Below are 23,190 nucleotides of genomic sequence, written 5' to 3' on the forward strand. Positions count from 1 at the left end.
GGCATTCCTTGTTTCTATGAACGCAAAAAAAGAGCTATCCGAACGTCGCGTCGGATAGCTCTGCTGTATATAGGCGAGAAATCGTTACATGCCGCCTTTTTTCAGCTTTTCATATTCTAATTGTAATTGCTCAATTCGCTTGCGACCAGCATCGCGGTTTTGTGCCGTTTCTTGCTGAATGCGCTGCGTTTCTTGAATGCCGCTCATAATCGTTTGCCACGTATTTTCAATCGTTTCAATTTTGATTGACGAGCTGCCTGCCATTTCGGCGATACGCACGGAGTTTTGACTAATGTTTTCGGCATTACGCACAAGCATTTCGTTCGTGCGACGATCTAGCTCGCTCATCGATTCTGCAATGAGCTTTTGACGCTTCATTTGTACTGCTTGAATGAGCCCTTGCTTGAAAATCGGAATCGTCACGACGAATGCCGAATTAATTTTACTAATTAAATGGTTGTTCCCTTGTTGAAGAAGACGAATTTGTGGTGCTGATTGGAACGCCACTTGCTGCGCCATTTCTAAATCGTAGCGACGTTGCTCTAATAGCTCACGCGCGCGACGAACCGTTTCATATTCCATAATGGCTAGTTGATTGCCGTCATGTGTACGCGACTCTAACACTGGTAGCTGACGATCAATTTCATCAAGCTTCACATCAATTGCTGCGATGTATTTTGACAGTTCCTGGAAGTACGCTAAGTTTTGGTTGTACATTTCTTCAAGCTCTAATGTACCTTTTTTCATCTCGACTTCGTATTTTTTTACTTCCTGGTATACGACATCAATTTCTTTGTTCATCGTATCGTATTTCGAAAGCACCGTTTCTAACTTTTCTTTCCCTTTATTAAAAATGCGCTTAATGAGCCCTTTTTTCTTTTCTTCCTCTTTGAAGTCTTGTGGGTCAAAACGGTCCATAATGATGTTTAAATTGTTTAATAACGCCGATGATTGCTCAAGCTTTGATGTGCGCATCGTTGCAAGCATGCGGTCTGAAAACTGCGAAATGCCAGCAGCTGTTTCTTTACCGAATTCAAGCACCGCAATTTGGTTTTTCACGTCGATTTTCGTTGCAAGCTGCTGAACTTCTGGCTGTGTGCGTAACATTTCACGTTGCTTTAATAGCTGTGATTTTTCCTCGATCGTCGGCGTTAAAATCGTCGCCTTTGCTGGTACATGCGCAGGCTCCGGTGTCGGTGCTGGCTTTGCGAATACGTCTTCACTTAAAAATGGATTTTCATTTGACATAATAGATTCCCCCTAATTTAAAAATCGTTTAAAAATTGTTCGAATTTTTGAACCGTCCACTTGCTTGCGATACGCTTTTATGCTCGCAAGCGTTTCCGTAAACGTCATTTCCTCTAACCAATGTGTATCGTAATACGTCGGTTCAATATAAGCCTCTAAATCGCGCTGACCAGTCGGATTGAATAATAAAATATCAAATCCAAGCATGTTTAACAGCTTTAGTAAAATTGCATCCTCTCGCGTCAGCACACCACCTGCCTCCTCGTAAAAGGCGACGATCGTCGGGCTACGATATGCATAATCAAAACGCTGAAATAGCTGAATCGCCTGCATTGGAATGGCTAGCGCCTGCCCGAACACATAATGCTCATATTGCTGCTGCGTCTCATTTAGTAGTCGCTCAACAGGTGCTTCCTCAATGAGACGAACGATGGCGTGCGCTAACCCTTTTTGCAACGGAATCGCCAGCTTTTTATACGGCCATACCGATAGCTGAATCATTTTCTCAACGTCTAAGCGACCGTTTGTGCTCGCATCTCGGTAATGAAACTGCATATTCGCGCGCTGCTTTTGCACAATTGGGAATGCGTTTACCGTATACGTCCATTCATCTTCCATAAGCCGTTGCAGCCGCGTCGCATATTCTTCTTTATTGCGCGATATGCCGACTATTTTCGCAAATAGCGTTGGAATGTAGACGTGCTGTGCGTCCGCTTCGAAACCTTGGCGCATATGCGTATACTCTTGTACTAATAAAAACAGCTCGTCGTACGTCGTTTGCAAAATGCGGTTTTGCGGTTCATATTCGCGGTACTTCCACGGATAATGTAACGAATGTCCGCCGTAAATGGTTTCTTGCAATTCCTCTGACGCTTTTTGTGCGACGGTGCGAATGCGCTGTGGCTTCTCAAGTGGAAAATCAAAATACGGCACGTGCTCGTCTAAATGGTGCTGCGGAAGCGACAACGTATACGGTTTAAAAATATCGTCGCCGCTCGGATGAAGTACGACGATATCACAGCCATATAAGTAGAGGAAATACAGCCAATACACTTCCGTTTCACGCGCCTCACCGTGCCATAAAATGCGCGGCACTTGATCGTCAAACAACCCTTCTGCAATCCATTTTGGGAAGTAATGCGCCGACCACTTCACCAAATCCATAAAGAAGCGATGTAAGTTCGGTGCTTGTAGCTTCGGGTAGCGTTCCTCTAGCATTGCAAGCCATTGCTTAAACGCTTCACGGTACTGCTCGTCATACGGTGTATTTTTTAGCGGGAATAAATTCGCACCGTGGAAAAATGCCATCATGCGATTTGCCGACAGCGGTGTTTCGCGGTGAATTTGTAATATTTTTTGTACTTCTGTACGTGTTTGTGGCGCAATTTCCTTTGGCATGCCAGTAAAAAGCATTTGCCATTTGTACATAGGCTCTTGACCGATTGTATATAATTCGTCGCGGTATTCATCGTGATCTCGGTAGCTACCGAGCACTTGTACAGCTACACGCTCATATGTAAGCGGCTCATCAACGTAACCTGTACGCTCTGATAATCGCTTTAAAATCGTCGAGTCCCAATAATGAACGTCTTGTGAATTATGAGGGTGAAATTTCACAGTTGTATGTCCCTCCTTTAAGCATTCTGTCCTTTATTTTACGTAATGAACGATAAAAAAGTTTCCTTTCCTCTATTATCCTATTGTTTCGCAAATAATCAAAATAATTTCCCCTCTAAAAAACCGCATCGTAAGCGTGATGCTTGCACGATGCGGTTTACGTTATTTTTGCTTTACGATTAGTTCACCGTCTACATATGTTACTTCATATGTTACGCCGCCTTTATACGTTAGCGTTTGCTTTTTTTGATCAAATGATACCGGCTCTGTCGCTACACCTTCAATTGATTCTAGCGGTGCAAGCTTGCCGCCCATTAAGTCATACACTTGTAAAACTTGCTTCGCATTGTCACCTACACCTTGTGTATATCCGCCAACCCATAAGCTTGCGTACTCCTCTTGCGCAAACGTACCGTAGTTATTGTACGTATAGTTCGGTTCATCTGAATACATTTCAGTCGATAAATTCCAGCGCACTTCTTCCTCTGTTTCAGCACGGCTGAATACAGAAACGTACGTATATGCCTGTCCTTCTATTTCTGTATTATAGCCTGTCACGAGCTCTGGAATTTCATCCTTCGTAAAGTCGACTGGCTGAATGAAATGCACTGTATTTTCCCCGATGTACGTTTCATAGCCCTCGGACTGCTTAAACTCCGCAATATATTCATCAGCAGGTAAAATTTCAATTTCCTCTTGCTCTACTTCTTCTTCGCTGCACGCACTTAACATTACAGCTGCAAGTGCTGCTACACTTAACCAACGCTTACGCATAAAAAATGCCCTCCTAATTACAACACGTTCTTACTATACGCACTTAAGTATAGCATATGGCCGAAAACGTCAAAAGGCTTTTCCATTTGAAATATTACACATAAGCCGGTGAACTGACACCTTTGCAACTCGTCGCACATCAATTTTTTGTGAACGCGCTGTTTATGATACACAGTAATAGCTCGTGTAGCGACGTTAATTGCCTTCTTCAAGCTTCCTCGTCGCATTAATTTACGTTTTGCCGCTGAAAACAAGCGATGTAACTGTATAAAAGTGGCGTATTAACAAATGTGTATGCATCGCCGTGCTAATTTATTAATTGAGAATATTCTCATTGAAAATAAAATAAATTTATCATTATCGACTCGGAATAACAGCAAATTTTCATCATTTTTATCTATTTTTTCTAAGTAAAGTCATATATATAAGTTATACGACCTAACAAATAAACAAAAAAATATTATTTTACAATCATTATTTCTTTATACTGAATTAAAGGAAAATTCACGTAATTATTTTTTTATGTTACATTCATATGTAGTTTGTAAGAATTTATAAATCGAGGTGTTCTATTTTGAAAAAGCGTCAACGAAATTTGTCTATTTCATTAAAGCTCATGTTCGCTACTGGTGGGCTCATTATTACATTCGCTATTTTTTGTTTACTATCTATTTCGCAAATAAATCGAGTTGATGATTCGTACAATGACTTACTCGATCGACGAGATGCCGTCATCGGAAACGTACAGCATTTACAATATGTCGTCTCAAATATGGAGATTGCTGTGCAGCAGGCGATTTTAACGCAATCATTCGATTCGACATCTTATGAAACACATAAGCAACAATTTACTGAAACGTTAGCGGCCTTTTCAGCGACGTCACCAAACGCGAAGTCACAGGAGCAAATTGATTTACTCGTTACGCATTACGAAACGTACATCGATGTGCTGGAAAAAGCGTTATCACAAAAAGTAACAAATGAGCAAGTGGTGCAATTTTTAGCTGCTGAGCAGTTCCAACAAAAGCATGATGCCTTTCACGAGCAAGCAGAAGCAATTTTAGGCATTGCGAAAAATGTAATGAAACAAGACCGTGAAGCCGCACAAAAAGCTACAGCTTCGATCATCGCAACGTGCTTAGTAGCAGTCATTATATTTATCGCAATCGGCGTCCTCGTCAGCTATCGTCTCGGTCGCACAATTGCTAAACCGATTAACACGATTGCTGCGCGCATGAATGAATTAGCACACGGCAATTTCGCACTAGCACCACTTACATCTACATCGAAAGACGAAATCGGACAGCTCGTTCACTCAACAAATACGATGGTCACAAACGTCAAATCATTATTTGAGGACGTTCAGCAATCGACGCAACATATCGCAAATGCAAGCAATATGATGACAGACTCGACAGTACAATCACGTAAAAGCTCCAGCAACGTCGCTGAAATTGCGCAAACAAACGCGGAATATGCTGATACACAGCTCCATTACTTCGAACAGGCACACAAACAAATGATGCTCGTAACAGAAGAAATTGCAACAATTGAGCAACAAAGTAATACGATGCAAGAAACGAATGGGCATACGTTGTCACTTTCCAAACAAGGTGAGCATGTTATTAACAACGTGCTGCGCAGTATGGAAGAAATCGAGCAATCTTCACATAACGTCACACAAATTGCAAAAGATTTACAAACGTACTCACAAAATGCCGATAGTATGCTGTCACTCATTACAGCCATTTCGGATCAAACAAACTTACTTGCATTAAATGCGTCAATCGAAGCGGCCCGTGCAGGCGAAGCAGGAAAAGGCTTTGCGGTCGTTGCCGATGAAGTGCGCACACTTGCAGAGCAGTCGCACGAATCAGTTGACCGCGTCCGTGAAGTTGTGAGCCTCATTCATAACGGTACAGCCGCACTTGCGCAAACGGTGTCACATAGTCATCGGAACGTGCTAACAGGACTTGACACATCAACGAATGCACAGCAAATTTTCCACGAACTGCACCATTCAATTGAAGACTTAACCGCAAGCACATCACAAGTTGTACAAGCAATCGGTCATATGCGCTCGCTACAAGGCAATTTACAATCATCTATTGAGCAGTCAAAGGATATTTCACTGCACGTTCAAAATACGTCGCAGCAAACGACCGCTGTTGCACAAGAACAGCTTGCTATCTCAGAGCAGCTTGCAACGTCTGTACAACAGTTTGAGGACATTTCAAAGACGCTGTTAACGAACGTACAGCGTTTTACAATATGAAAAAGCTAGAGTGTGGTATGTTGCCTCACTCTAGCTTTTTCATGTATAACGTAATACGACGTGCCTTATTCGATCATGTACGCGCATCGCAACTCGCTTGTCACACGCTATTACTCATCACGCACGATCATCATTTTCTTTCAATGTTGAACGCTAGCGTAATTAATTTGCGCGCACAAAAAAACCGACATGCTCACCTCTGAAGCATGTCGGTTATGTAATAGCGTGCGTTCTCCCTCTGTTTACTAGCATGCTAAGTTTCAATTGTGTCTCACAGGACATCATTAATTGAAGAATTATTCATCGCTCGGCGCAACGTTTAGCTTTCCTTTTATGAAAGTAACGCTTTCGCTGTTTGTAGCTGAATTTTCACTTGCTCAAAGCCTGTACCACCTAATGAATTACGACGACGAACGGCTGCCTCTGGTGCTAACACATCATAAATGTCTGCTTCAATAAGCTCGCTTTCCTTCTTCATTTCCTCAAGTGGTAAGTCAAGTAAGTAAATGCCTTTTTGAATGCATGTGAATACAAGCTTACCTGTTACTTCATGTGCTTCACGGAACGGCATCCCTTTAGTTGCTAAGTAGTCCGCTAGCTCTGTTGCGTTTGAGAAGTCCGATTGTACAGCTTGCTCTAAGCGTGCCGTGTTAATCGTCATCGTGCGTACCATGCCTTCAAAGATTTTCAGTGAACCAAGAACTGTTTGCACTGTGTCAAACATGCCTTCTTTGTCCTCTTGCATATCTTTGTTATACGTAAGTGGCGTGCCTTTTAATACGGTTAATAAGCCCATTAAGTTGCCGTATACGCGACCTGATTTCCCTCGAATAAGCTCAGCCATATCTGGGTTTTTCTTTTGTGGCATAATGGATGATCCCGTTGAGAACGCATCGTCAAGCTCGATGAATTTAAACTCATCTGTTGACCATAAAATAATTTCTTCTGCAAAGCGTGATAAATGAGCCATCATTAATGAAGAATTCGATAAAAATTCAACGATGAAATCACGGTCACTTACTGCGTCCATTGAGTTTTGGTACACTTGCGAGAAGCCGAGTAGCTCCGCAGATTTTAAACGATCGATTGGGAAAGTCGTCCCCGCCATCGCCCCTGCACCAAGTGGTAAAATGTCAATGCGCTTTACCGACTCGCTGAAACGCTGCTTATCGCGCTCTAGCATCCAGAAATACGCCATTAAATGATGTGCAAACGAAATCGGTTGCGCACGTTGTAAATGCGTATAGCCTGGTGCAATTGTTTCAACATTTTGCTCTGCTTTTTCTAAAATTGTCGCTTGGAAGTTTTCAATTAAGTCGATTACTTCTGCGACGCGTTTTTTTAAGAAAAGGTGCATGTCTGTTGCCACTTGGTCGTTACGGCTACGTCCTGTATGCAGCTTGCCGCCTACTGGTCCGATTAAATCGATGAGCATTTTTTCAAGGTTTAAGTGAATGTCCTCGTTTGCTACTGTAAACTCAAGCTCTCCAGCCTCTGCCTTCGTATTAAGCTCGCGTAAGCCACTAAGAATTTTTTCTACATCTTCAGTAGGTAAAATGCCTTGTGCGCCTAACATCGTTACGTGTGCGATTGAACCTTCGATATCTTCCATTACTAACTGCTGGTCAAAGCCGATTGATGCGCCAAACTCGTCTACCCAGCTTTCCGCTGACTTTTGGAAACGGCCACCCCATAATTTTGCCATTGTGTACACTCCTATTTAAAAGGAAGAGCGACTCGCATGCGAATCGCTCACTCCAAATCATTATTTGTTGTTTTTTGCTACTTCTGCTGCTACAACTGTTGGCATACCGAATAATTCGATGAATCCTACTGCTGAAGCGTGGTTGAATTGGTCATGTTTAGAGTATGTTGCAAGCTCTTCAGAATATAAAGAGTTTGGTGATTTACGTCCTTCAACGATTACGTGCCCTTTATAAAGTTTCACACGTACTGTACCGTTAACGTATTGTTGCGTTTCTTTTAAGAACGCTTGTAATGCTGTACGGATTGGGTTGAACCATAAACCGTTATAGATGATTTCAGATAATTTGTGCTCGATCATTGGCTTGAAGTGTGCAAGCTCTTTTACAAGCGTAATATCTTCTAATTCTTTATGTGCTGTTAATAATACTTTCGCGCCTGGAATTTCGTATACTTCACGAGATTTAATACCAACTAAACGGTTTTCTACGTGGTCGATACGTCCAATACCGTGTGCGCCTGCTACTGTGTTTAATTCTTGGATTAAATCAGCTAGCTTCATTTCTTTACCGTTTAAAGAAACTGGCTTACCTGCTACGAATTCGATTTCTACGATTTCAGCTTCGTCTGGTGCGTTTTCAATAGATACTGTTAAACCGTAAGCTTCTTCTGGTGGTGCTACCCATGGATCTTCCATTACGCCCGCTTCGTTCGCACGGCCCCATAAGTTTTGGTCGATTGAGAATGGTGAGTCAAGTGTTGCAGGAATCGGAACACCGTGCTTAGCAGCGTATTCGATTTCTTCGTCGCGGCTCCAGCCCCACTCACGTACTGGTGCTAACACTTCTAAATCTGGGTTTAATGCTTTAATTGCGATTTCAAAGCGAACTTGGTCGTTCCCTTTACCTGTGCAACCGTGTGCTACAGCGTCAGCGTTCGTTTCGTTTGCAATTTCAACTAATTTTTTAGAAATTAACGGACGAGATAATGCTGATACTAATGGATACTTTTGCTCATACCAAGTGTGACCTTGTAATGAAACTAATACGAAATCTTCTGCGAACTCGTCTTTTGCATCGATCATGTGAGACTCGATTGCGCCAACTTGAAGTGCTTTGTTTTTGATGAACTCTAAATCTTTTCCTTCACCAACGTCTAAGCATACTGCGATAACGTCCCATCCTTGTTCTTTTAACCACGGAATTGCTACTGAAGTATCAAGACCGCCTGAATATGCAAGTACTACTTTTTTGTTTGCCATAATAATATTGCCTCCAACTTTATATGTGATTTCATGTATGTTTATACGTTTTCTTAAAACTTTATACACGAATAATAGCATGTAATAAAAATAAGTTCAAGTGTATTTTTATAAAAAAACAAATTTTTTCTTCATAAAAATGACACGTAAAAACAGCGATACAGCTCCTACTCGTTTGCGCTTTATTTTTCTACAATATGCATGCTTCATATAAAGATGCACTTGTCGCCTTTTATGCATTTAAACGAAAAAGCTGTGCTTATTGTCGATGTTGACGTTTCACACAGCTCCTTTGCTCAATCATTTAATTTTCCTGCTGTCGCGCGCGATCTTTATTTGGAAATCCATATCGTAATCTACGTGCAAAGCGCTTCGTCATAAAGAGCGTAACGATAAATAATAGCTCTACTACATTTAGCCACACATCGCTTATTGCTGGCAGCGGCACGATGTTTATAATCGTTATGCCGACAACGCCCGCGAAAAACGAAAGCCACTTGTATTTCAACCACATGCTAATGCTACAAATAAGTAACGCGACCGTGACGAATAATAGCATGACCGGAATTTGAATGCTCGGATCTTCATAACGCAGCACACCGTAATCATTTACGACGTATAGCTCTAGCTCGCGAACAGATAAAATCATCTCAATGCTCATCAGCACGAGCGTATACAATACTGCTAATAAAAATACATAATTTCGCTGCGCCCACTCTACGTTCGCCTCGCGCAAAATTGCAACCGCGAAAATGACGAGCAGTGGTGTCACAAGTGCTTGCAGTACAAAGCGCATGTAATTCATATAATATAACGTTTCGCCTTCACCAATCCAATTGCCAATAAACATAACGGCACTTTCATAAGCGAGTGCAATTAATATGACGTATAGCACGTTACTCCAAACGAAGCGTGGTTCCGCTCGCTGTAGCAACCAAATGATTAACCCAATATATATGACGGCGATTATACCGTACAAAATGGCATCCATATCGTCACTCCTTCATCAATACGTCCCTCTTCCATTTTCCACGACAAAAACGAAAAAACAACAAAAATTTATTTTTTTTCAAAAAAAGGCTTCGCTACTTTTTCAAATAGCGCCGGCGCAATCGCATACAGCTTGCTCGACAACCCCATGACGCGCGGCAAGTTCACTTCACGCTTTTTCGTACGCATCAGCTTCACCACTTCATCGGCAACGACTTCCGGTGACAATAGGAAACGTCCGAGCGATTGCTTATAGCGTCCGCTTTTGTCGGCGTGGTCGATAAATGGCGTATCAATTGGTCCGGGATGAATCGCACTTACAATGATCCCTTCCTTTTGTAGCTCCATGCGCAAACCGTTCACGTAACCGACGATTGCAAATTTCGTCGCCGCATACACGCTCGCTTTTGGCGTTGGCACTTTTCCTGCTTGTGAGCCGACGAAAATGAGCTGGCTGCCGTGTGACATATTAGGAACGAGTGCGCGAACGAAATGCATCGGCGCACGCACGTTCACGTCTAGCATCGCATCTATGTCGTCATGTGACATCGTTGCAGCCGTTTGAAATGTGCCGACACCTGCTGAAAAAATAACGACGTCTAGTCGCGGCAATGATTGTGCAACATGAGCAATCGCAGTCGGCTCACGCAAATCTGCCTCCATCGCAATCGCGCCAAGCTTTTTCAATGTCGCTAATGTGCTAGCATTTCGTCCTGTTGCGTACACTGTATGCCCATTTGCAATACATTGTTTTGCAACGAGTAAGCCAACGCCACTCGTTGCACCTGTAATAAAAATTGTTTTTTTCATAACTCACCCTATTAATGTGTAATAAATTTGTTGTTCGTTGTGCTGCTTAATATGTTGCTGATGCACTAAATAATCAAGCTGTCCAATCGTTTCAGATAACGTCAATGCCGGCTGCTTTTCAAACACCGGACCAAACAGCAGTTTCGCAAGCTGTGGTGCGCTATACGTTTCATGTGCTTTAAAAAAATGCAGCAGCTTCATTGCGCGTTCATGCTGTTGCTTGCGAATACCTTTTATGCGCGCAGCTACATCTTGTATCGGCTGCCCATGCCCAGTATAAAGCGTGTCAATGTGTAACGTATTCACATGCGCGAGCGATTCATGGTAGCGCAACAGCGATGAATCTCGGCGAAACGACAAGTCAAGCGGTGGCTCAATAAACGGGTTTGGCGTAATCGTATCTAAAATTAAATCCCCGCCGAAGCTGACACCGCTTTCTTCATTTACATAAACGAAATGGCTTTGACTATGTCCAGGCGTATAATGCGCAACAAAGCCTAGCATGCCCGGCACGTCCTGTAAGTGCTGTAGCGGCGTCGTCACCGGCTTCGCACCAAAATGCGGCATGTCTGACGCCAAAAAATCACGCAGCATTTGCTCTGCTCCAAAAATGCCGTGCTGCTGTAGTAGCTGAATATGATACGCCTCATAATAGGAAATAAACGCTTCAGTCGGCTGCAAAAAATGATTGCAATACGCATGACCGATGACGTCTGCTCGTTCAAACAAATCGACGAGCCCACAATGATCCGGATGATGATGCGTCAAAAGCACTTGCTCAACGTCTGCTAACGTATACCCCCATTCGCGCAGTGCCGCTTCCATTTGCGCTTTCCCTTCCTCACTTTTAAAGCCCGCATCAACGACCGTTAACGTATCCCCTTTTGTTATAAATACGTTGACGACGTTTCGGTAAATGGTCGGTATCGCTACTTGTTTGATTTCCATCGTCCTACACCCCTTCGCACTGAATGTTGATTCATTACGATAAGTGTACACGTTTTTTTTGCGTACGTCATTGACGAGCGTTTCGTTGTATTGTTAGTATGACGATAACGAGGAGGAGTTTTTCATGAATATATTATTTATTGGCGCTGGCTCAATGGCCGAGGCGCTGCTGCGTGGTTGGGTACAACAAGACGTTGTATTACCACAAAACATTTACGTAACGAACCGCTCAAATAAAGAACGTTTAAGCGAGCTACAAGCGAAATACGGTGTGAATATTTTTAGCGACAACGCACAGTTCGCTCAAATGGATTTAATCGTACTTGCGATGAAGCCAAAAGATGCTGAAACAAGCTTACAAGCAATTCAACAACACGTTGCCCCACATACAATCGTCGTATCGGTGCTTGCAGGCATTCCGGTAGCGACAATTGAACGCTTTATCGGCAAGCGCTCGATTGCACGCGTCATGCCAAATACATCCGCATCTCTTGGCATGAGCGCAAGCGGCATTGCCTTTAACGACGCGATGACGGACGAACAAAAAAGTTATTGCTTAACGCTTGTAGCAGCAGTCGGCAAAGTTGTGGAAGTAACAGAGGAGCAGCTACACGCTGTAACTGCTTTATCTGGCAGTGGCCCTGCATACATTTATTATATGATGGAAGCGTTCTTTCATGCCGGAGAACAGCTTGGCCTCGATAAAGAAACGGTGCGCACGTTAATGACTCAAACCGTAGCAGGCTCAGCAGCGATGCTTGAAACGCTTGGCGAAGAACCAGCTGTATTACGCAAGCAAGTAACATCACCAGGTGGCACGACGGAAGCAGGTATTGGCGTTCTTGAGGCACATCACGTCAAAGCGGCCATTGAAGCGTGCGTTTATCGCGCAGCTGCTCGATCAGAGGAACTCGCAAAAACTACAAAAGCATAAACAACACAAAACGCTACAAAGGGAAACCTTTTAGCGTTTTTTTACGAATCGTTAATAAATTTGAGACCTTCCTTTCACATGACACGTATATAGTAAAAAGCAGTATATTTGCTGCAATCGACTACAAAGGGGAGTTTTGATGCTAAAGCTTGAAAACGTCGTCAAACGCTACAAAGATTTCATAGCCGTCGATCATTTATCGTTCGACATGGCACGCGGTGAAATTTTCGGCTTAATCGGACAAAACGGCGCGGGCAAAACGACAACATTTCGTATGATTTTAGATTTACAAAATACGACGGAAGGAACGATTACGTGGGATGGTAAGCCAATTAAGTCCATCAATCGTGACTGGCTCGGCTATTTACCAGAGGAGCGCGGCATTTTCCCGACGATGAAAGTCGAGGAGCAGCTGCTTTATTTAGGAGAGCTGCGCGGCATGACAAAACGTGACGCAAAGGAGCAAGTAAACTTTTGGATTGAGCGCTTTGAGCTAGAGGAAAAACGAAAAGATAAAGCGGAGACGCTATCAAAAGGGAATCAGCAAAAAGTACAGCTCATCGCAAGCTTTCTTCACCGCCCGAAGTTTTTAATTTTAGATGAGCCGTTTAGTGGACTCGATCCAGTAAACAAAGATTTATTAAAGCATGCGATTTTACTATTAAAGGAGCGCGGCACGACGATTTTATTTTCAAGCCACCAAATGGAAAACGTCGAGGAGCTATGCGATCATTTATGTATTTTAAAGCGCGGCAAGTCGTTGTTTGCTGGCAGCTTGCTCGATTTAAAAAAGCAATACGGCAAAGTGAAGCTGCGCGTACGCACAAATACGACTGCCTCAGAACTTGCATTACTCCCTGGTGTGCACCACGTCGAGCAAGTGCGTGATGAGTTTATACTATCGCTACAAGATGAGCAGCATGCAAAGGCGATTTTTGATGTGCTAAGCGGCGGGCAATTTATTGAAAAGTTTAGCTTAGATTATTTATCGCTCGATGACATTTTCAAATTGAAAGTAGGTGCACACGATGTCTAAGTTTCTCATTTTAATGAAAACGTCATATAAGCAAAAGGTGACGTCGAAATCATTTTTATTCGGTACACTTCTTTATTTACTCGTCTTAACAGGTGCAGCATTTTGGCCACAAATTAGCGCGGCATTGTTTAACGACGAGGCACAAATTGTTACGGTCGTAAATGAAACAGGCAGCGATTTGCAAGAACTACTCATCTCGAGCGACGATTTTATATATACATTCGTCGATACGAACATTGATGACGTCACAAAGAATATTGGAAAAGATGACATCACCCTTCACATTACCGATGAAAACGGCGTGCTCTCAGCAAATTTATATAGCTTCGACCCGCTGCCGTTAAACGACGAAACAGCCATTTTAAGCACGCTTGACTATGCAAATAAAATTTACGCGGTGCAGCAGCTTAATTTAACGGCTGAGGACGCAAACAATATTTTAAACGCCGTGCCAATGACAAAGACAACCGTTTTAAATGAAGATGTTAATAATAATAAATCAGAGGGTGCAAAATCTGCTGGTGTGTGGATTTCATACGTTGTCGGCGTCATCATTTTCGCCTTCATTATGACGTACTTAACGATGATCATTACAGAGGTAGCATCAGAAAAAGGTTCACGCGCACTCGAAATGCTGCTCGTGTCGATCAAACCGACGACCCATTTTAACGCAAAAATCGCCGCTATTTTCGCCCTTGCTTTAACACAAGGTGCGGTTATCGGGCTTTACGGCTTCACCGTTTTCAACTTCACTGGAGACGGGCAAGCGATGGACGTCATGCAAACCATTTTCGCGGACGTAAGCAGCACGTACATGTTCTTCACGCTCGCTTTTTTAATCGGCACTGTACTGCTATACGTTATTATCGGCGCATTATTTGGCTCCCTCGTGGCAAAAGTAGAGGAAGCAAACCAAGTGATGTCACCAATTATGATGGTGACGCTCGCTGGCTTTTACATTATGCTGTCAGGTACGTTCAACCCAGATACGCTACTTATTACAATTTCAAGCTTCATTCCACTCATATCCGGTATGGTGCTACCCCTTCGTTTAGCCGGCACCGATATGTCCATAATCGAAGCGTGGATTTCGCTCGGCATTTTAATGACATCGATTATCGTGTTATATGCGATGAGCTTATCATTTTACAAGCGCGCCGTCTTAACATATTCAACAGGTGGCTTACTGCAAAAAATAAAAACGATTTTAAAAGTGACAAGTTAATTGTGACGTAAAATAAGCGCCATCTCACGCATTTACGCGTTTATGCCGCTTTCTCCAAAACTTCAATTGTATATTAATTGACTTCAATGAATCGCCACACATTTTCATCGAATTTTCAAAAAATTTTATGCTATACTGAATGTAACGAAAAAGAGATGCCCATACTTTTGGAGCATCTCTCGTTTCATTTTATCGACTTGTTTATGTAAGGAAACGCTCAGGTGTGCGCACAACGAGTACGTCACAGCCGGATGAGCGAATGATATTGTCTGATACCGAGCCGATTAAAAAGCGCTCAATACGATTTAAACCCGTCGCACCGCAAATGACTAAATCCGTTTCCGATAACGTCGCAAATTTTTTCACAAGTGCCTGCTTTGGCGAACCTTGCTCAACAATTACTTGTACGTTTTCCACACCGTAACTTGCTGCACGTTCCTTATACGTCGCAAGCATATCCTCTGCATATTCTACTGCGCGCTCCATGTTCGCTCCGTCCCCATAATCCATTGAAATCGTTGCCCGCTGATCAACAATATGAATTAAACATAAATGTGAACCTGCGTTACGCTTTGTAATACCTACTGCCTTCTCAAACGCAAATTCCGCCTCTTTTGATCCATCAACTGCTACATAAATATTTTCATATGTAAATACCGTCATGTCCCAACACCCCTTTAATTAAATTATGATTCGCAAGCACGCCATCGTTACGACACCGACAACGACCGTAAGCGACAAGCTTTTCGTCCAAATTGCTACGACAAATGTCGGCACGAGCGCGACTGCATGCAGCCAGTTAATCGTTACAAATCGTTCTTCTACTTGAAAAATCGTTTCAAATACGAGTGCACTCAATATACATACAGGTATGTACTGCAACCAGCGTAATACGATTGGTGGTAATGTCACCGTCCGCACAACTAAAAACGGTAGCATGCGCGGTAACCATGTTACAACCATACACCCAACAATTAATAGAAGCATCGTCATCGTCGTCATGTGTCACGCATCACTCCAATCGTCGCACCAATAAGTGTACTCGCAAGAACTGCTAAATGACTTGGCAGTATGTATAACAAGCCGTACAGTAAAAGAGCAACGATGCCACAAAGCGTGACGTAATGCATCAGCTTTTCTTTCTTCGTTGCTTGTAAGTTCAGTACGAGTAACGCTGCAAACATCGCGACAAGCGCAAAATCTAAGCCGAATTGCTCCGCGCTAGGGATGTATGCACCAACGACTGCCCCTGCTGTACACGATGCAACCCATACAACGTACGCCGTTACATTCAATCCGTCCATCCAGTTGCCACCAAGCCTTTTTTCCTTCGCAAGCTTCGTCACTGCTACGCCAAACGTTTCATCCGTCAATAGCGTACCAAAACCTACGCTACGTAACGGCGAATAGTGTGTTAAATATGGCGCAACGGTTAGCGACATAAGCAAGTGGCGTAAATTGACGACAAATACTGTAATGATGATGACCGACATTGGTGCACCAGCTACGTACAGCCCACAAAAAATAAATTGTGCCGATCCTGCATAAACAAGCGCTGAAAGTAAAAATACTTCAAAGACCGTCAAATGCGATGCCATACCGACAACACCAAAGGCAAGGCCAATGCTAATATATCCAAGTAGCGTCGGAATACAATCGCGCACACCTTGCATAAACGTATCACTCGTTTGTACCGTCTGCTCCATCATCTCACATCCTTTGTCGCTATTGTAACGAACTTTCCTTATTTTCTCAATATTCTTTCAAAAAAACAGCTCTTCCCCATAACTTGGGGTTGCTTTTCACGTCGAGGCAGGCTTTCCGCGGGCGCTGCTCAAGCAACTTTTATACGTCACCCCCAGCTTACGGTGATGAACCAAAAAAACAAAAAAAGTAGCCAATCGCATAATGCGTGGCTACTTTCAATTAACGTTTAATAATTACGACACCTTTTGAAAATGTAGCATGTTGAAAGCGCTGCTGTAATAAAAAGACGACGTGCCAATCTTGTACGTGTACAGCTAATTCATATTTCGTATATTGCTGTATGAAGCGATCAATGTAATGAAACAACGGCGTCACATCATTACCTCGCTCAACATCAACGAAAAATGGATAAAATACTTCACGTGCGGCATAAACGCCTCGCTTAAATATCCAACGAGTAGCTTGCTCGTAATGAAGTGGCAGCGGTCGCGTACTAGCAATGATGAACATTACTGAAGCTTCTCTAAATGCTGCTTCGCAATTGTCGCTGTCCACTCTTCTGGATATTCAGTAACGATCTGTTCAGCAAGCTTCTTTGCATACTCAACATCAACTGTACGGAATGCATTGATTAACTGTAACAAACTATCATCACGATATGACGATTTTCGGAATGCGTCAGCTTCATTGTTCACAATAAATTCATACAGCTCCGTCGCTCGCGTTTGATCATCTAGTTCTTCATACGTTTTTGCTAAAAAGAATGCCATGTCATCTGCCATATATGAGTTTTGGTCTACCGTCGTTCCATGCTCAAATACGTCGCGTGCCTCGTTATATTTTCCATCCTCATAAGCAGCTAAGCCTTGCTCATAAATAATGCGGATTTGATCTTCCGTTAATGATAAAACAGGCTCATTTTCTACGACTACATCTGCGTCTTCAATCGGCTGCTCCTCATTTTCAAGCGGTTGCTCTACAGCAGGTTGCTCCACTGGTGGCGCAGTTTCCTCTACTACGTCATCCGGCGTTAATTGCGACCAAATAATGAGTAATAAAGCTGTTACACTTACCGCAACAATTGCGGCATACATACGCCAGTTTTTCTCTTCTGGTATTTCGTCTTGCACCGTCATATACTCGTGCTGCTCTTTCACCGCTTCTTTTAGCTCCAGTGATGCTTGAATGCGTGGATGCTTTTGAATGCGGCGCGGCCATTTATTGACGAACGCTAGTACTTTGTCATCGTAACCATCATATTGCATCGCTAAAATAAATGCTTCATATACAAATGGTGGAAGTGGCAAGCTTTGCGTACATACTTGATGCAACAGTAGCTGCGCTTGCTGAAATTGCTTTTCCTTTAATGCATAAATGGCTTCATTATATTGCGCAAATAATATGTTGTACTCAGGCAGTTTACGATACGTTTCCTCGATTAAATCGATCATCGCATCATCCATATGAACCATTTGCACCCACTTTTGAAGCGCTTCGTACGGCTGCCCATTCGCTGCATATACGAGCCCAAGCTCTCGTAAAACAGTATCGTTATGTAATACTTCTTTTAGCAGCACTTCATATACGATAATTGCTTCATCATACGCCTCACGCTTTACGAGAAGTCGTGCGCGTGTATATAATTTTTCATCTGTCATTGTATTCACACCACAATTCTTCGTTATTATTGTTCGGCGTCATCATCAGCTAACGGTTCGTCTTGCTGCTCGACACGGTTAGCAGGTGCTACGACGATTTCAATTGCCGCTTTACGTAAAATCGCTCCTGTCTCCATATCGACAAACCCTCGCTCTAATACACGATGTACTTGTCCGATTTCAAAGCCTTCTTCTACTTTATCGACTGAAATCTCTTCTCTTGCAATCATATACGTCGATTCATACGGATCTCCAGGCAATGCAATTTCATTAATTTGTACACGATCTAATTCATCTAAATACTCATTAATTTCCGTCGTCACTTGCGCATATACAATTGATTGTGGGTCCGCATTTTCGCGTAAACGATCTAAGCTATCGATGCCTCGTAAAATCACCTCATCATGCGTCGCGTCACGCATCACTGGCTCACGCTCACCACGTATCGCTCGAACTGCTCTAATAGCTGAGTAAGTCGCTGCTCATCTACTGCTGGGTTGCGTACAAGTGTCTCTTTCACCTCATCAGCTAACGTGTGCAGCTTGTACACTAAGTCGTGCTGCGCTGCTTCTAACTCTCGTTTTAATAGCGATACGTCAACTGATTGCAATGTACTAATTTGCTTAATTAACTGATTACGATACATTAAATGTTCATCCATAATATAAATCCCTCCGAATGGCAGTAATTTGCCCTTTCCCGTTTGTATCATTTTACCGATATTTATAGTGTCGTTGCAATAGTTCGCCCTGTTTTTCACCATTTTCATTGAAATAGGCTAAAAAATAACATTTACTTCGCTTTTTGCTATACCTTTTCTTCACTTTTTCGGTACACTAGTGGAAATAAGCTTTTTCATCTACTAGTGTATCATATGTATGCAGCTTACTTGCTTATAAAGAAAAAGTAAAACAGGAGGACATTATGTATATTACAACAACAACAGATGCTTCGCGCATCGCTTCTATGCACAAATTATTTCATGATGCGCATGTCGAACTCCATCCAACTATTTTCAAGCCATTTGAACTACACGCAATGGAGCAGCATTTCCAAGCGCTTGTTAAACAGCCTACACATAGCTTTTTCCTATTATACCATGATGAGCATACACCAATTGGCTATGCATGGGTAGAATGGATGGAGCGTGCAGAAACCCCTTTTATGTTCGCACAAAAAACGATGTTTATCCATCAAATTAGCATTGAGGACGACTACCGCGGCAATGGTAATGGCAATATGCTGCTTAATCACATTACAGAAGAAGCAAAAAAGCGCAATTTCCTACGCATTGAGCTAAGCTACTGGCTGACAAACTTTGGCGCGAAATATTTTTACCGCAAGCACGACTTTATTCCGTTTGCCGAGCGTGTCTACAAGCAATTATAACAACATATGACGACAAACTGGAAACGAAATTTTATCATTTGTTATTTTCGCAAGGAGGACGCGTACCTTCTTGCTTTTTTTCTACAAAAAAAGACTATCGCGCAACTTACGCTAAATAGTCTACTTGAAAGCTTTCGTCTAAAAGCTCCATTTGTTCGAAATCGATGTCATCTAGCTCCTCGTATGACACGTATTGCTCGACAACGATTCCTCGTAATTCGTTTGCAGCCGCTATTGCTTCGTCGTATGATGTGTAAGCAAATGCCTCTTCCACATCATGCGTCAACTGAGAGGATGCATAGCGATTTGCAACGTATTGTTGTTCGATTTGCACAACAAAATAACGCATGCACCTTACCCTCCTTTAATTCATATAAAGAGTTCACAGAAGTGTTTCTGTGAACCCGAATTGATAGCACAAGGTCTCTATTGTACCATATATGAATTAAGGATGTATAGTATTATTGTGGCGTAAATGCGACAGAAATCGCCTCTGTCGTTACATCACCGTTTGCTGATTTAAAGCCTGCCGGAATGATTAAATAGTATGTTGCCCCTTTTTCATAATCCTCCAACGGTTCAACAATAACCGCGTCGTTATTTAACGACACATTCGCTGTTACCGATTTTCCGAAAATGTCCGTTACAGTAATCGGCTTCATATCAGAAAATGCGATTGGCTCACTAAACTGAATTGTCCACGATTTTCTGACGTCTTTCACTGGTGGAATTTCATTTGCCCACACTTTCGTCTCCGCTACTTTTTTCTTCACCTCATTGTAGCCTTCTACCTTTTTCTTAAACTTCGCTAGCTCTGGGTTGTCTGACTCAGCACCGACAAAGCTTGCAAGTTGCTTTAATAACTCCTCAAACGCCTCTTGAGATTTCGCTGACTCAATCGCTTTAACAGTCGGTGAATCCGCGGTAAATGCTTCAGCAATTTGCTCTGCAGTAACCGGACCTGTAATTGGTGGTAATTCAGGCTCTTTTTTCTTTTCTCGATATACGATCGTATTTGGACTTGAATAATCGTACGCTAGTAGTTCATCATTTACCACTTTAATAGCACCAACTTGTGGTAAATTATTTTTTCCGTTATTGTATAAATCTTTCATTAAATCATACGTGCCATCTGCGTTTAGCGTCCATAAGCGAGCGCCGTCATTATAATTAGAGAAGAAAATTTGATTGTTGAAAATCGTCGCATGCTCGGCGATGACGTTACGAACTTCTTTTCCTTCACCAAACGTTAACTTTTTGCTCGTTAGTTCACCTGTCTTTTCATTCACCGTCCCTTGTTTAAATGCATAAACGCCGTATTGTTGATTATCTTTAATGTATGTGCCTTCTAACACGGTGTAATAAATCGATCCGTTAAATACTAAAGGCTCCGACACTTCCTGCCATGTGCTAAAACGCTCTGAAACTGGCTTCACATACGGTCTTTTTTCTGTAATGATATGACCGTGCTGTAAAATTTTTTGCTCTGATAATAAAAACGTTTGGTATGAAATGAAGTCTTCTGATAAATGGCTGCCGATCGGGTCACCATGTGTTGCATCGATATGATACGTTTTGTCGTCAATTGTAACAACGTTCCATGCATGCCCTTCTTTGACGATTTTTCCATCCGCTGTTTTACCTGCAACGCGTTCACCGATGATGTATTTCGATTCAATCCCGGCTTCATCCATTAAACGTTGGAATAATAACGCATACGCTTGGCATACACCAACGCCCTCTTTTACGATTGAGTACGGTGAATGCCCTTTACCGAATCCTTGCGTGTTCGTCTTGCCATATTTCGTATTCAAAATAATATAATCATACGCTGCTTTTACTTTTTCAAATTCGGTCATATCTTTTTTAAAAAGTTCAGCCGATACGTTTTTAACGTAGTCGGTAATTTCTTGCTCACGTTGTTGTACGATTGCTACAGCTGCTGCATGCTTTGCGATGTCCGCATCTTTTTGAAAATTAAATGATTTAAACTCTGAATTCAGTAAATGATAGTTATAATATAAATGCACAGTTACTTGTGTTTCGTTACCCGTTGTCATCGTGCTACCTAAATAACCATAACCCGCACCAACACCGTATACATATTCATTTACAGCTTTCGCTTGGTCAATATAGCTTTGAATTTTTTCACCGCTATTTTCCCCTGTTTTTAGCACAACTGTAAATGTTGTTGACGGCTTGTTTGCTGCTAAGTCTGCCGCAATTTTTGCAATCGCTTCTTTTTCCGTAATAATAGTACTGTTTAATACAGCACGATCGCCTTCTATCATTTCTGCAAACAACGCTTCTGACTGATACGCGACGTCACTAGCAGCCTCTGCGTTAATAGCAGGTAAAGCTAGCAACGAGAATGCTAGAACAGGAGCTGCAATCCATAATCGATGTCGTTTCATATATGTTCCTCGTTTCTTTTTTTAAGTAGGGAATTGCTAATACGGTTTTATCGACATAAATTATGTTTTTTTTAGTATAAAAAAAATAAAAAAAAGCCAAAAGTCTCTGTTTTTTATTAACAAAAGAGACTTTCGACCCATTTTTATAGTTGATATAAATCTGATGATAAATAGCGTTCGCCCGTATCTGGCGCTAAGCTTAATACTTTTGCATCTTTTGGTAATTTTTTAGCAACTTCAATTCCCCAATAAACAGACGCTGCACCCGAAGTTCCGAGTAAAATCCCTTCTTTTGATGCTAAGTCACGCGCCATTTGCTGTGCAGGGTCATCTTCTACTAACAAAATCTCATCGTATACATTTTGGTTTAAAATAGTTGGAATAAATCCTGGACCTGTACCGACAATTTTATGCGGTCCTGGTTCACCACCTGATAGTACCGGCGAGCCTTTTGGTTCTACAACGTATACTTTTAAGTTAGGAATACGCTTTTTTAATTCCTCACCAACACCTGTTACTGTGCCACCTGTGCCTGCCGTTAACACTAGTGCATCGAGCTTACCATCAAACGCATCGTAAATTTCGACCGCTGTCGTGTTACGGTGCGCATCTGGGTTTGCACTATTTTCAAATTGCATCGGAATGAAGCCATGTTCAAACTGCTCTAACAGTTCCTTTGCCTTATTAATTGAGCCAGTCATACGCTCTTCAGCTGGCGTTAAATATACAGTGGCACCGTAAGCTTCCATTAACATAATGCGCTCTTTTGTCGCGTTGTCCGGCATCGTGATAATACATTGATAGCCTTTCGTCGCACAAACCATCGCTAAGCCAATACCTGTATTACCTGACGTTGGCTCGATGACAACACTTTTGCCTGGGATAAGCTTGCCTTCTTGTTCAGCGCGCGCGATCATATTAAATGCAGCGCGATCCTTTACGCTACCACCTGGGTTAAATGATTCAAGCTTCACGTAAACGTTCGCACCGTTTTCATCCGCTAAACGATTAATGCGTACGATCGGCGTGTTGCCAATAAGATCCGTAATAGATTGATAAATCATGATGTGTCCTCCAATAACAGTAAGTATACTTTTTTAACTTAGTTCTATTATAGCGCAATTTTTATAAATTTCACGTTTTTCAACCGAAAAATAAACGTGGAGTTCGTTCAAAATTGTTATATTGTAAATAGGTTCT

The 23,190-nt window shown here is 42.3% G+C and carries 23 protein-coding genes; 5 read left to right on the forward strand and 18 right to left on the reverse strand.

Features of this window, described 5'->3' with window-relative positions; translation table 11 throughout:
* Positions 1-84 precede the first annotated feature (84 nt).
* From A6K76_RS09915 to A6K76_RS09925, 3 genes are all read right to left on the reverse strand, one after another.
* Positions 85-1,248 (reverse strand): toxic anion resistance protein, encoded by a 1,164-nt coding sequence (locus A6K76_RS09915; RefSeq protein WP_066464618.1) that lies wholly within the window; start codon positions 1,246-1,248, stop codon positions 85-87.
* Positions 1,249-1,260: 12 nt separating this feature from the next.
* A complete protein-coding gene (locus A6K76_RS09920; protein WP_066464620.1) occupies positions 1,261-2,865 on the reverse strand; it encodes a YceG family protein in 1,605 nt (534 codons plus the stop codon).
* A 162-nt stretch (positions 2,866-3,027) separates the two neighbouring features.
* Positions 3,028-3,639: a hypothetical protein gene (locus A6K76_RS09925; RefSeq protein ID WP_066464621.1), complete on the reverse strand. Its 612-nt coding sequence runs from the start codon at positions 3,637-3,639 to the stop codon at positions 3,028-3,030.
* A gap of 574 nt (positions 3,640-4,213) precedes the next feature.
* On the opposite strand from A6K76_RS09925, the gene A6K76_RS09930 reads away from it, so the two are divergent.
* On the forward strand, positions 4,214-5,914 hold the full coding sequence (locus A6K76_RS09930) for a methyl-accepting chemotaxis protein (RefSeq protein ID WP_066464622.1): 1,701 nt from the start codon (positions 4,214-4,216) through the stop codon (positions 5,912-5,914).
* A gap of 331 nt (positions 5,915-6,245) precedes the next feature.
* Here the strand turns inward: A6K76_RS09930 and argH are convergent, their stop codons facing one another.
* The 5 genes from argH to A6K76_RS09955 form a co-directional block, all read right to left on the reverse strand.
* Positions 6,246-7,619: an argininosuccinate lyase gene (gene argH, locus A6K76_RS09935; RefSeq protein WP_066464623.1), complete on the reverse strand. Its 1,374-nt coding sequence runs from the start codon at positions 7,617-7,619 to the stop codon at positions 6,246-6,248.
* Between the two features lie 60 nt (positions 7,620-7,679).
* On the reverse strand, positions 7,680-8,879 hold the full coding sequence (locus A6K76_RS09940; RefSeq protein WP_066464625.1) for an argininosuccinate synthase: 1,200 nt from the start codon (positions 8,877-8,879) through the stop codon (positions 7,680-7,682).
* Positions 8,880-9,183: 304 nt separating this feature from the next.
* Positions 9,184-9,870: a hypothetical protein gene (locus A6K76_RS09945; RefSeq protein ID WP_066464630.1), complete on the reverse strand. Its 687-nt coding sequence runs from the start codon at positions 9,868-9,870 to the stop codon at positions 9,184-9,186.
* A 68-nt stretch (positions 9,871-9,938) separates the two neighbouring features.
* A complete protein-coding gene (locus A6K76_RS09950) occupies positions 9,939-10,679 on the reverse strand; it encodes an SDR family NAD(P)-dependent oxidoreductase (protein WP_066464634.1) in 741 nt (246 codons plus the stop codon).
* 3 nt (positions 10,680-10,682) lie between these two features.
* A complete protein-coding gene (locus A6K76_RS09955; RefSeq protein WP_066464636.1) occupies positions 10,683-11,627 on the reverse strand; it encodes an MBL fold metallo-hydrolase in 945 nt (314 codons plus the stop codon).
* Between the two features lie 124 nt (positions 11,628-11,751).
* Here A6K76_RS09955 and proC point away from each other — a divergent pair, with 124 nt between their 5' ends.
* The 3 genes from proC (at position 11,752) to A6K76_RS09970 (ending at position 14,822) form a co-directional block, all read left to right on the forward strand.
* Positions 11,752-12,561, forward strand: a complete 810-nt coding sequence (proC, locus tag A6K76_RS09960) for a pyrroline-5-carboxylate reductase (RefSeq protein WP_066464638.1) — start codon at positions 11,752-11,754, stop codon at positions 12,559-12,561.
* Between the two features lie 139 nt (positions 12,562-12,700).
* The gene (locus tag A6K76_RS09965; protein WP_425393879.1) at positions 12,701-13,597 is read left to right on the forward strand and encodes an ABC transporter ATP-binding protein; all 897 of its coding nucleotides are present in this window, start codon (positions 12,701-12,703) and stop codon (positions 13,595-13,597) included.
* Positions 13,590-14,822: an ABC transporter permease gene (locus A6K76_RS09970; RefSeq protein WP_066464641.1), complete on the forward strand. Its 1,233-nt coding sequence runs from the start codon at positions 13,590-13,592 to the stop codon at positions 14,820-14,822. Before A6K76_RS09965 ends, A6K76_RS09970 begins: the two co-directional genes overlap by 8 nt.
* A gap of 201 nt (positions 14,823-15,023) precedes the next feature.
* Here A6K76_RS09970 and A6K76_RS09975 read toward each other — a convergent pair whose 3' ends face one another.
* The 7 genes from A6K76_RS09975 to A6K76_RS10005 form a co-directional block, all read right to left on the reverse strand.
* On the reverse strand, positions 15,024-15,485 hold the full coding sequence (locus tag A6K76_RS09975; protein WP_066464642.1) for a universal stress protein: 462 nt from the start codon (positions 15,483-15,485) through the stop codon (positions 15,024-15,026).
* Positions 15,486-15,503: 18 nt separating this feature from the next.
* A complete protein-coding gene (locus A6K76_RS09980; RefSeq protein ID WP_066464644.1) occupies positions 15,504-15,824 on the reverse strand; it encodes an AzlD domain-containing protein in 321 nt (106 codons plus the stop codon).
* Complete coding sequence (locus A6K76_RS09985) at positions 15,821-16,528, reverse strand: AzlC family ABC transporter permease (RefSeq protein ID WP_066464646.1); 708 nt, start codon at positions 16,526-16,528, stop codon at positions 15,821-15,823. Before A6K76_RS09985 ends, A6K76_RS09980 begins: the two co-directional genes overlap by 4 nt.
* Before the next feature lie 220 nt (positions 16,529-16,748).
* Complete coding sequence (locus tag A6K76_RS09990; RefSeq protein WP_066464648.1) at positions 16,749-17,039, reverse strand: hypothetical protein; 291 nt, start codon at positions 17,037-17,039, stop codon at positions 16,749-16,751.
* Complete coding sequence (locus A6K76_RS09995) at positions 17,039-18,187, reverse strand: tetratricopeptide repeat protein (protein ID WP_066464652.1); 1,149 nt, start codon at positions 18,185-18,187, stop codon at positions 17,039-17,041. Before A6K76_RS09995 ends, A6K76_RS09990 begins: the two co-directional genes overlap by 1 nt.
* Before the next feature lie 26 nt (positions 18,188-18,213).
* Complete coding sequence (locus tag A6K76_RS10000) at positions 18,214-18,612, reverse strand: hypothetical protein (RefSeq protein ID WP_139108684.1); 399 nt, start codon at positions 18,610-18,612, stop codon at positions 18,214-18,216.
* Positions 18,609-18,848, reverse strand: a complete 240-nt coding sequence (locus A6K76_RS10005; protein ID WP_066464654.1) for a hypothetical protein — start codon at positions 18,846-18,848, stop codon at positions 18,609-18,611. The genes A6K76_RS10000 and A6K76_RS10005 overlap by 4 nt, the downstream gene beginning before the upstream one ends.
* A gap of 263 nt (positions 18,849-19,111) precedes the next feature.
* On the opposite strand from A6K76_RS10005, the gene A6K76_RS10010 reads away from it, so the two are divergent.
* Entirely contained in the window at positions 19,112-19,576 is a 465-nt protein-coding gene (locus A6K76_RS10010) for a GNAT family N-acetyltransferase (RefSeq protein ID WP_066464655.1), read from the forward strand.
* A 106-nt stretch (positions 19,577-19,682) separates the two neighbouring features.
* On the opposite strand, the gene A6K76_RS10015 is transcribed toward A6K76_RS10010, so the two are convergent.
* The 3 genes from A6K76_RS10015 to cysK all read right to left on the reverse strand — a co-directional run bounded on the left by A6K76_RS10015 (position 19,683) and on the right by cysK (position 23,057).
* Entirely contained in the window at positions 19,683-19,925 is a 243-nt protein-coding gene (locus tag A6K76_RS10015; RefSeq protein ID WP_066464656.1) for a hypothetical protein, read from the reverse strand.
* A 112-nt stretch (positions 19,926-20,037) separates the two neighbouring features.
* Complete coding sequence (locus tag A6K76_RS10020; protein ID WP_066464658.1) at positions 20,038-21,990, reverse strand: transglutaminase domain-containing protein; 1,953 nt, start codon at positions 21,988-21,990, stop codon at positions 20,038-20,040.
* Positions 21,991-22,133: 143 nt separating this feature from the next.
* Positions 22,134-23,057: a cysteine synthase A gene (cysK, locus tag A6K76_RS10025; protein ID WP_066464659.1), complete on the reverse strand. Its 924-nt coding sequence runs from the start codon at positions 23,055-23,057 to the stop codon at positions 22,134-22,136.
* Positions 23,058-23,190 lie beyond the last annotated feature (133 nt).

Origin of the sequence: Caryophanon latum, assembly GCF_001700325.1 — a bacterium.
Classification (GTDB): Bacteria; Bacillota; Bacilli; order Bacillales_A; family Planococcaceae; genus Caryophanon; species Caryophanon latum.

Excerpts from the sequence above, each read along its gene's own strand:
- A6K76_RS09915 (WP_066464618.1), bottom strand. The coding sequence starts at position 1,248 with ATGTCAAATGAAAATCCATTTTTAAGTGAAGACGTATTCGCAAAGCCA.
- A6K76_RS09925 (WP_066464621.1), bottom strand. The coding sequence starts at position 3,639 with ATGCGTAAGCGTTGGTTAAGTGTAGCAGCACTTGCAGCTGTAATGTTA.
- argH (WP_066464623.1), bottom strand. The coding sequence starts at position 7,619 with ATGGCAAAATTATGGGGTGGCCGTTTCCAAAAGTCAGCGGAAAGCTGG.
- A6K76_RS09940 (WP_066464625.1), bottom strand. The coding sequence starts at position 8,879 with ATGGCAAACAAAAAAGTAGTACTTGCATATTCAGGCGGTCTTGATACT.
- A6K76_RS09945 (WP_066464630.1), bottom strand. The coding sequence starts at position 9,870 with ATGGATGCCATTTTGTACGGTATAATCGCCGTCATATATATTGGGTTA.
- A6K76_RS09950 (WP_066464634.1), bottom strand. The coding sequence starts at position 10,679 with ATGAAAAAAACAATTTTTATTACAGGTGCAACGAGTGGCGTTGGCTTA.
- A6K76_RS09955 (WP_066464636.1), bottom strand. The coding sequence starts at position 11,627 with ATGGAAATCAAACAAGTAGCGATACCGACCATTTACCGAAACGTCGTC.
- proC (WP_066464638.1), top strand. The coding sequence starts at position 11,752 with ATGAATATATTATTTATTGGCGCTGGCTCAATGGCCGAGGCGCTGCTG.
- A6K76_RS09965 (WP_425393879.1), top strand. The coding sequence starts at position 12,701 with ATGCTAAAGCTTGAAAACGTCGTCAAACGCTACAAAGATTTCATAGCC.
- A6K76_RS09970 (WP_066464641.1), top strand. The coding sequence starts at position 13,590 with ATGTCTAAGTTTCTCATTTTAATGAAAACGTCATATAAGCAAAAGGTG.
- A6K76_RS09975 (WP_066464642.1), bottom strand. The coding sequence starts at position 15,485 with ATGACGGTATTTACATATGAAAATATTTATGTAGCAGTTGATGGATCA.
- A6K76_RS09980 (WP_066464644.1), bottom strand. The coding sequence starts at position 15,824 with ATGACGACGATGACGATGCTTCTATTAATTGTTGGGTGTATGGTTGTA.
- A6K76_RS09985 (WP_066464646.1), bottom strand. The coding sequence starts at position 16,528 with ATGGAGCAGACGGTACAAACGAGTGATACGTTTATGCAAGGTGTGCGC.
- A6K76_RS09990 (WP_066464648.1), bottom strand. The coding sequence starts at position 17,039 with ATGTTCATCATTGCTAGTACGCGACCGCTGCCACTTCATTACGAGCAA.
- A6K76_RS09995 (WP_066464652.1), bottom strand. The coding sequence starts at position 18,187 with ATGACAGATGAAAAATTATATACACGCGCACGACTTCTCGTAAAGCGT.
- A6K76_RS10005 (WP_066464654.1), bottom strand. The coding sequence starts at position 18,848 with ATGGATGAACATTTAATGTATCGTAATCAGTTAATTAAGCAAATTAGT.
- A6K76_RS10010 (WP_066464655.1), top strand. The coding sequence starts at position 19,112 with ATGTATATTACAACAACAACAGATGCTTCGCGCATCGCTTCTATGCAC.
- A6K76_RS10015 (WP_066464656.1), bottom strand. The coding sequence starts at position 19,925 with ATGCGTTATTTTGTTGTGCAAATCGAACAACAATACGTTGCAAATCGC.
- A6K76_RS10020 (WP_066464658.1), bottom strand. The coding sequence starts at position 21,990 with ATGAAACGACATCGATTATGGATTGCAGCTCCTGTTCTAGCATTCTCG.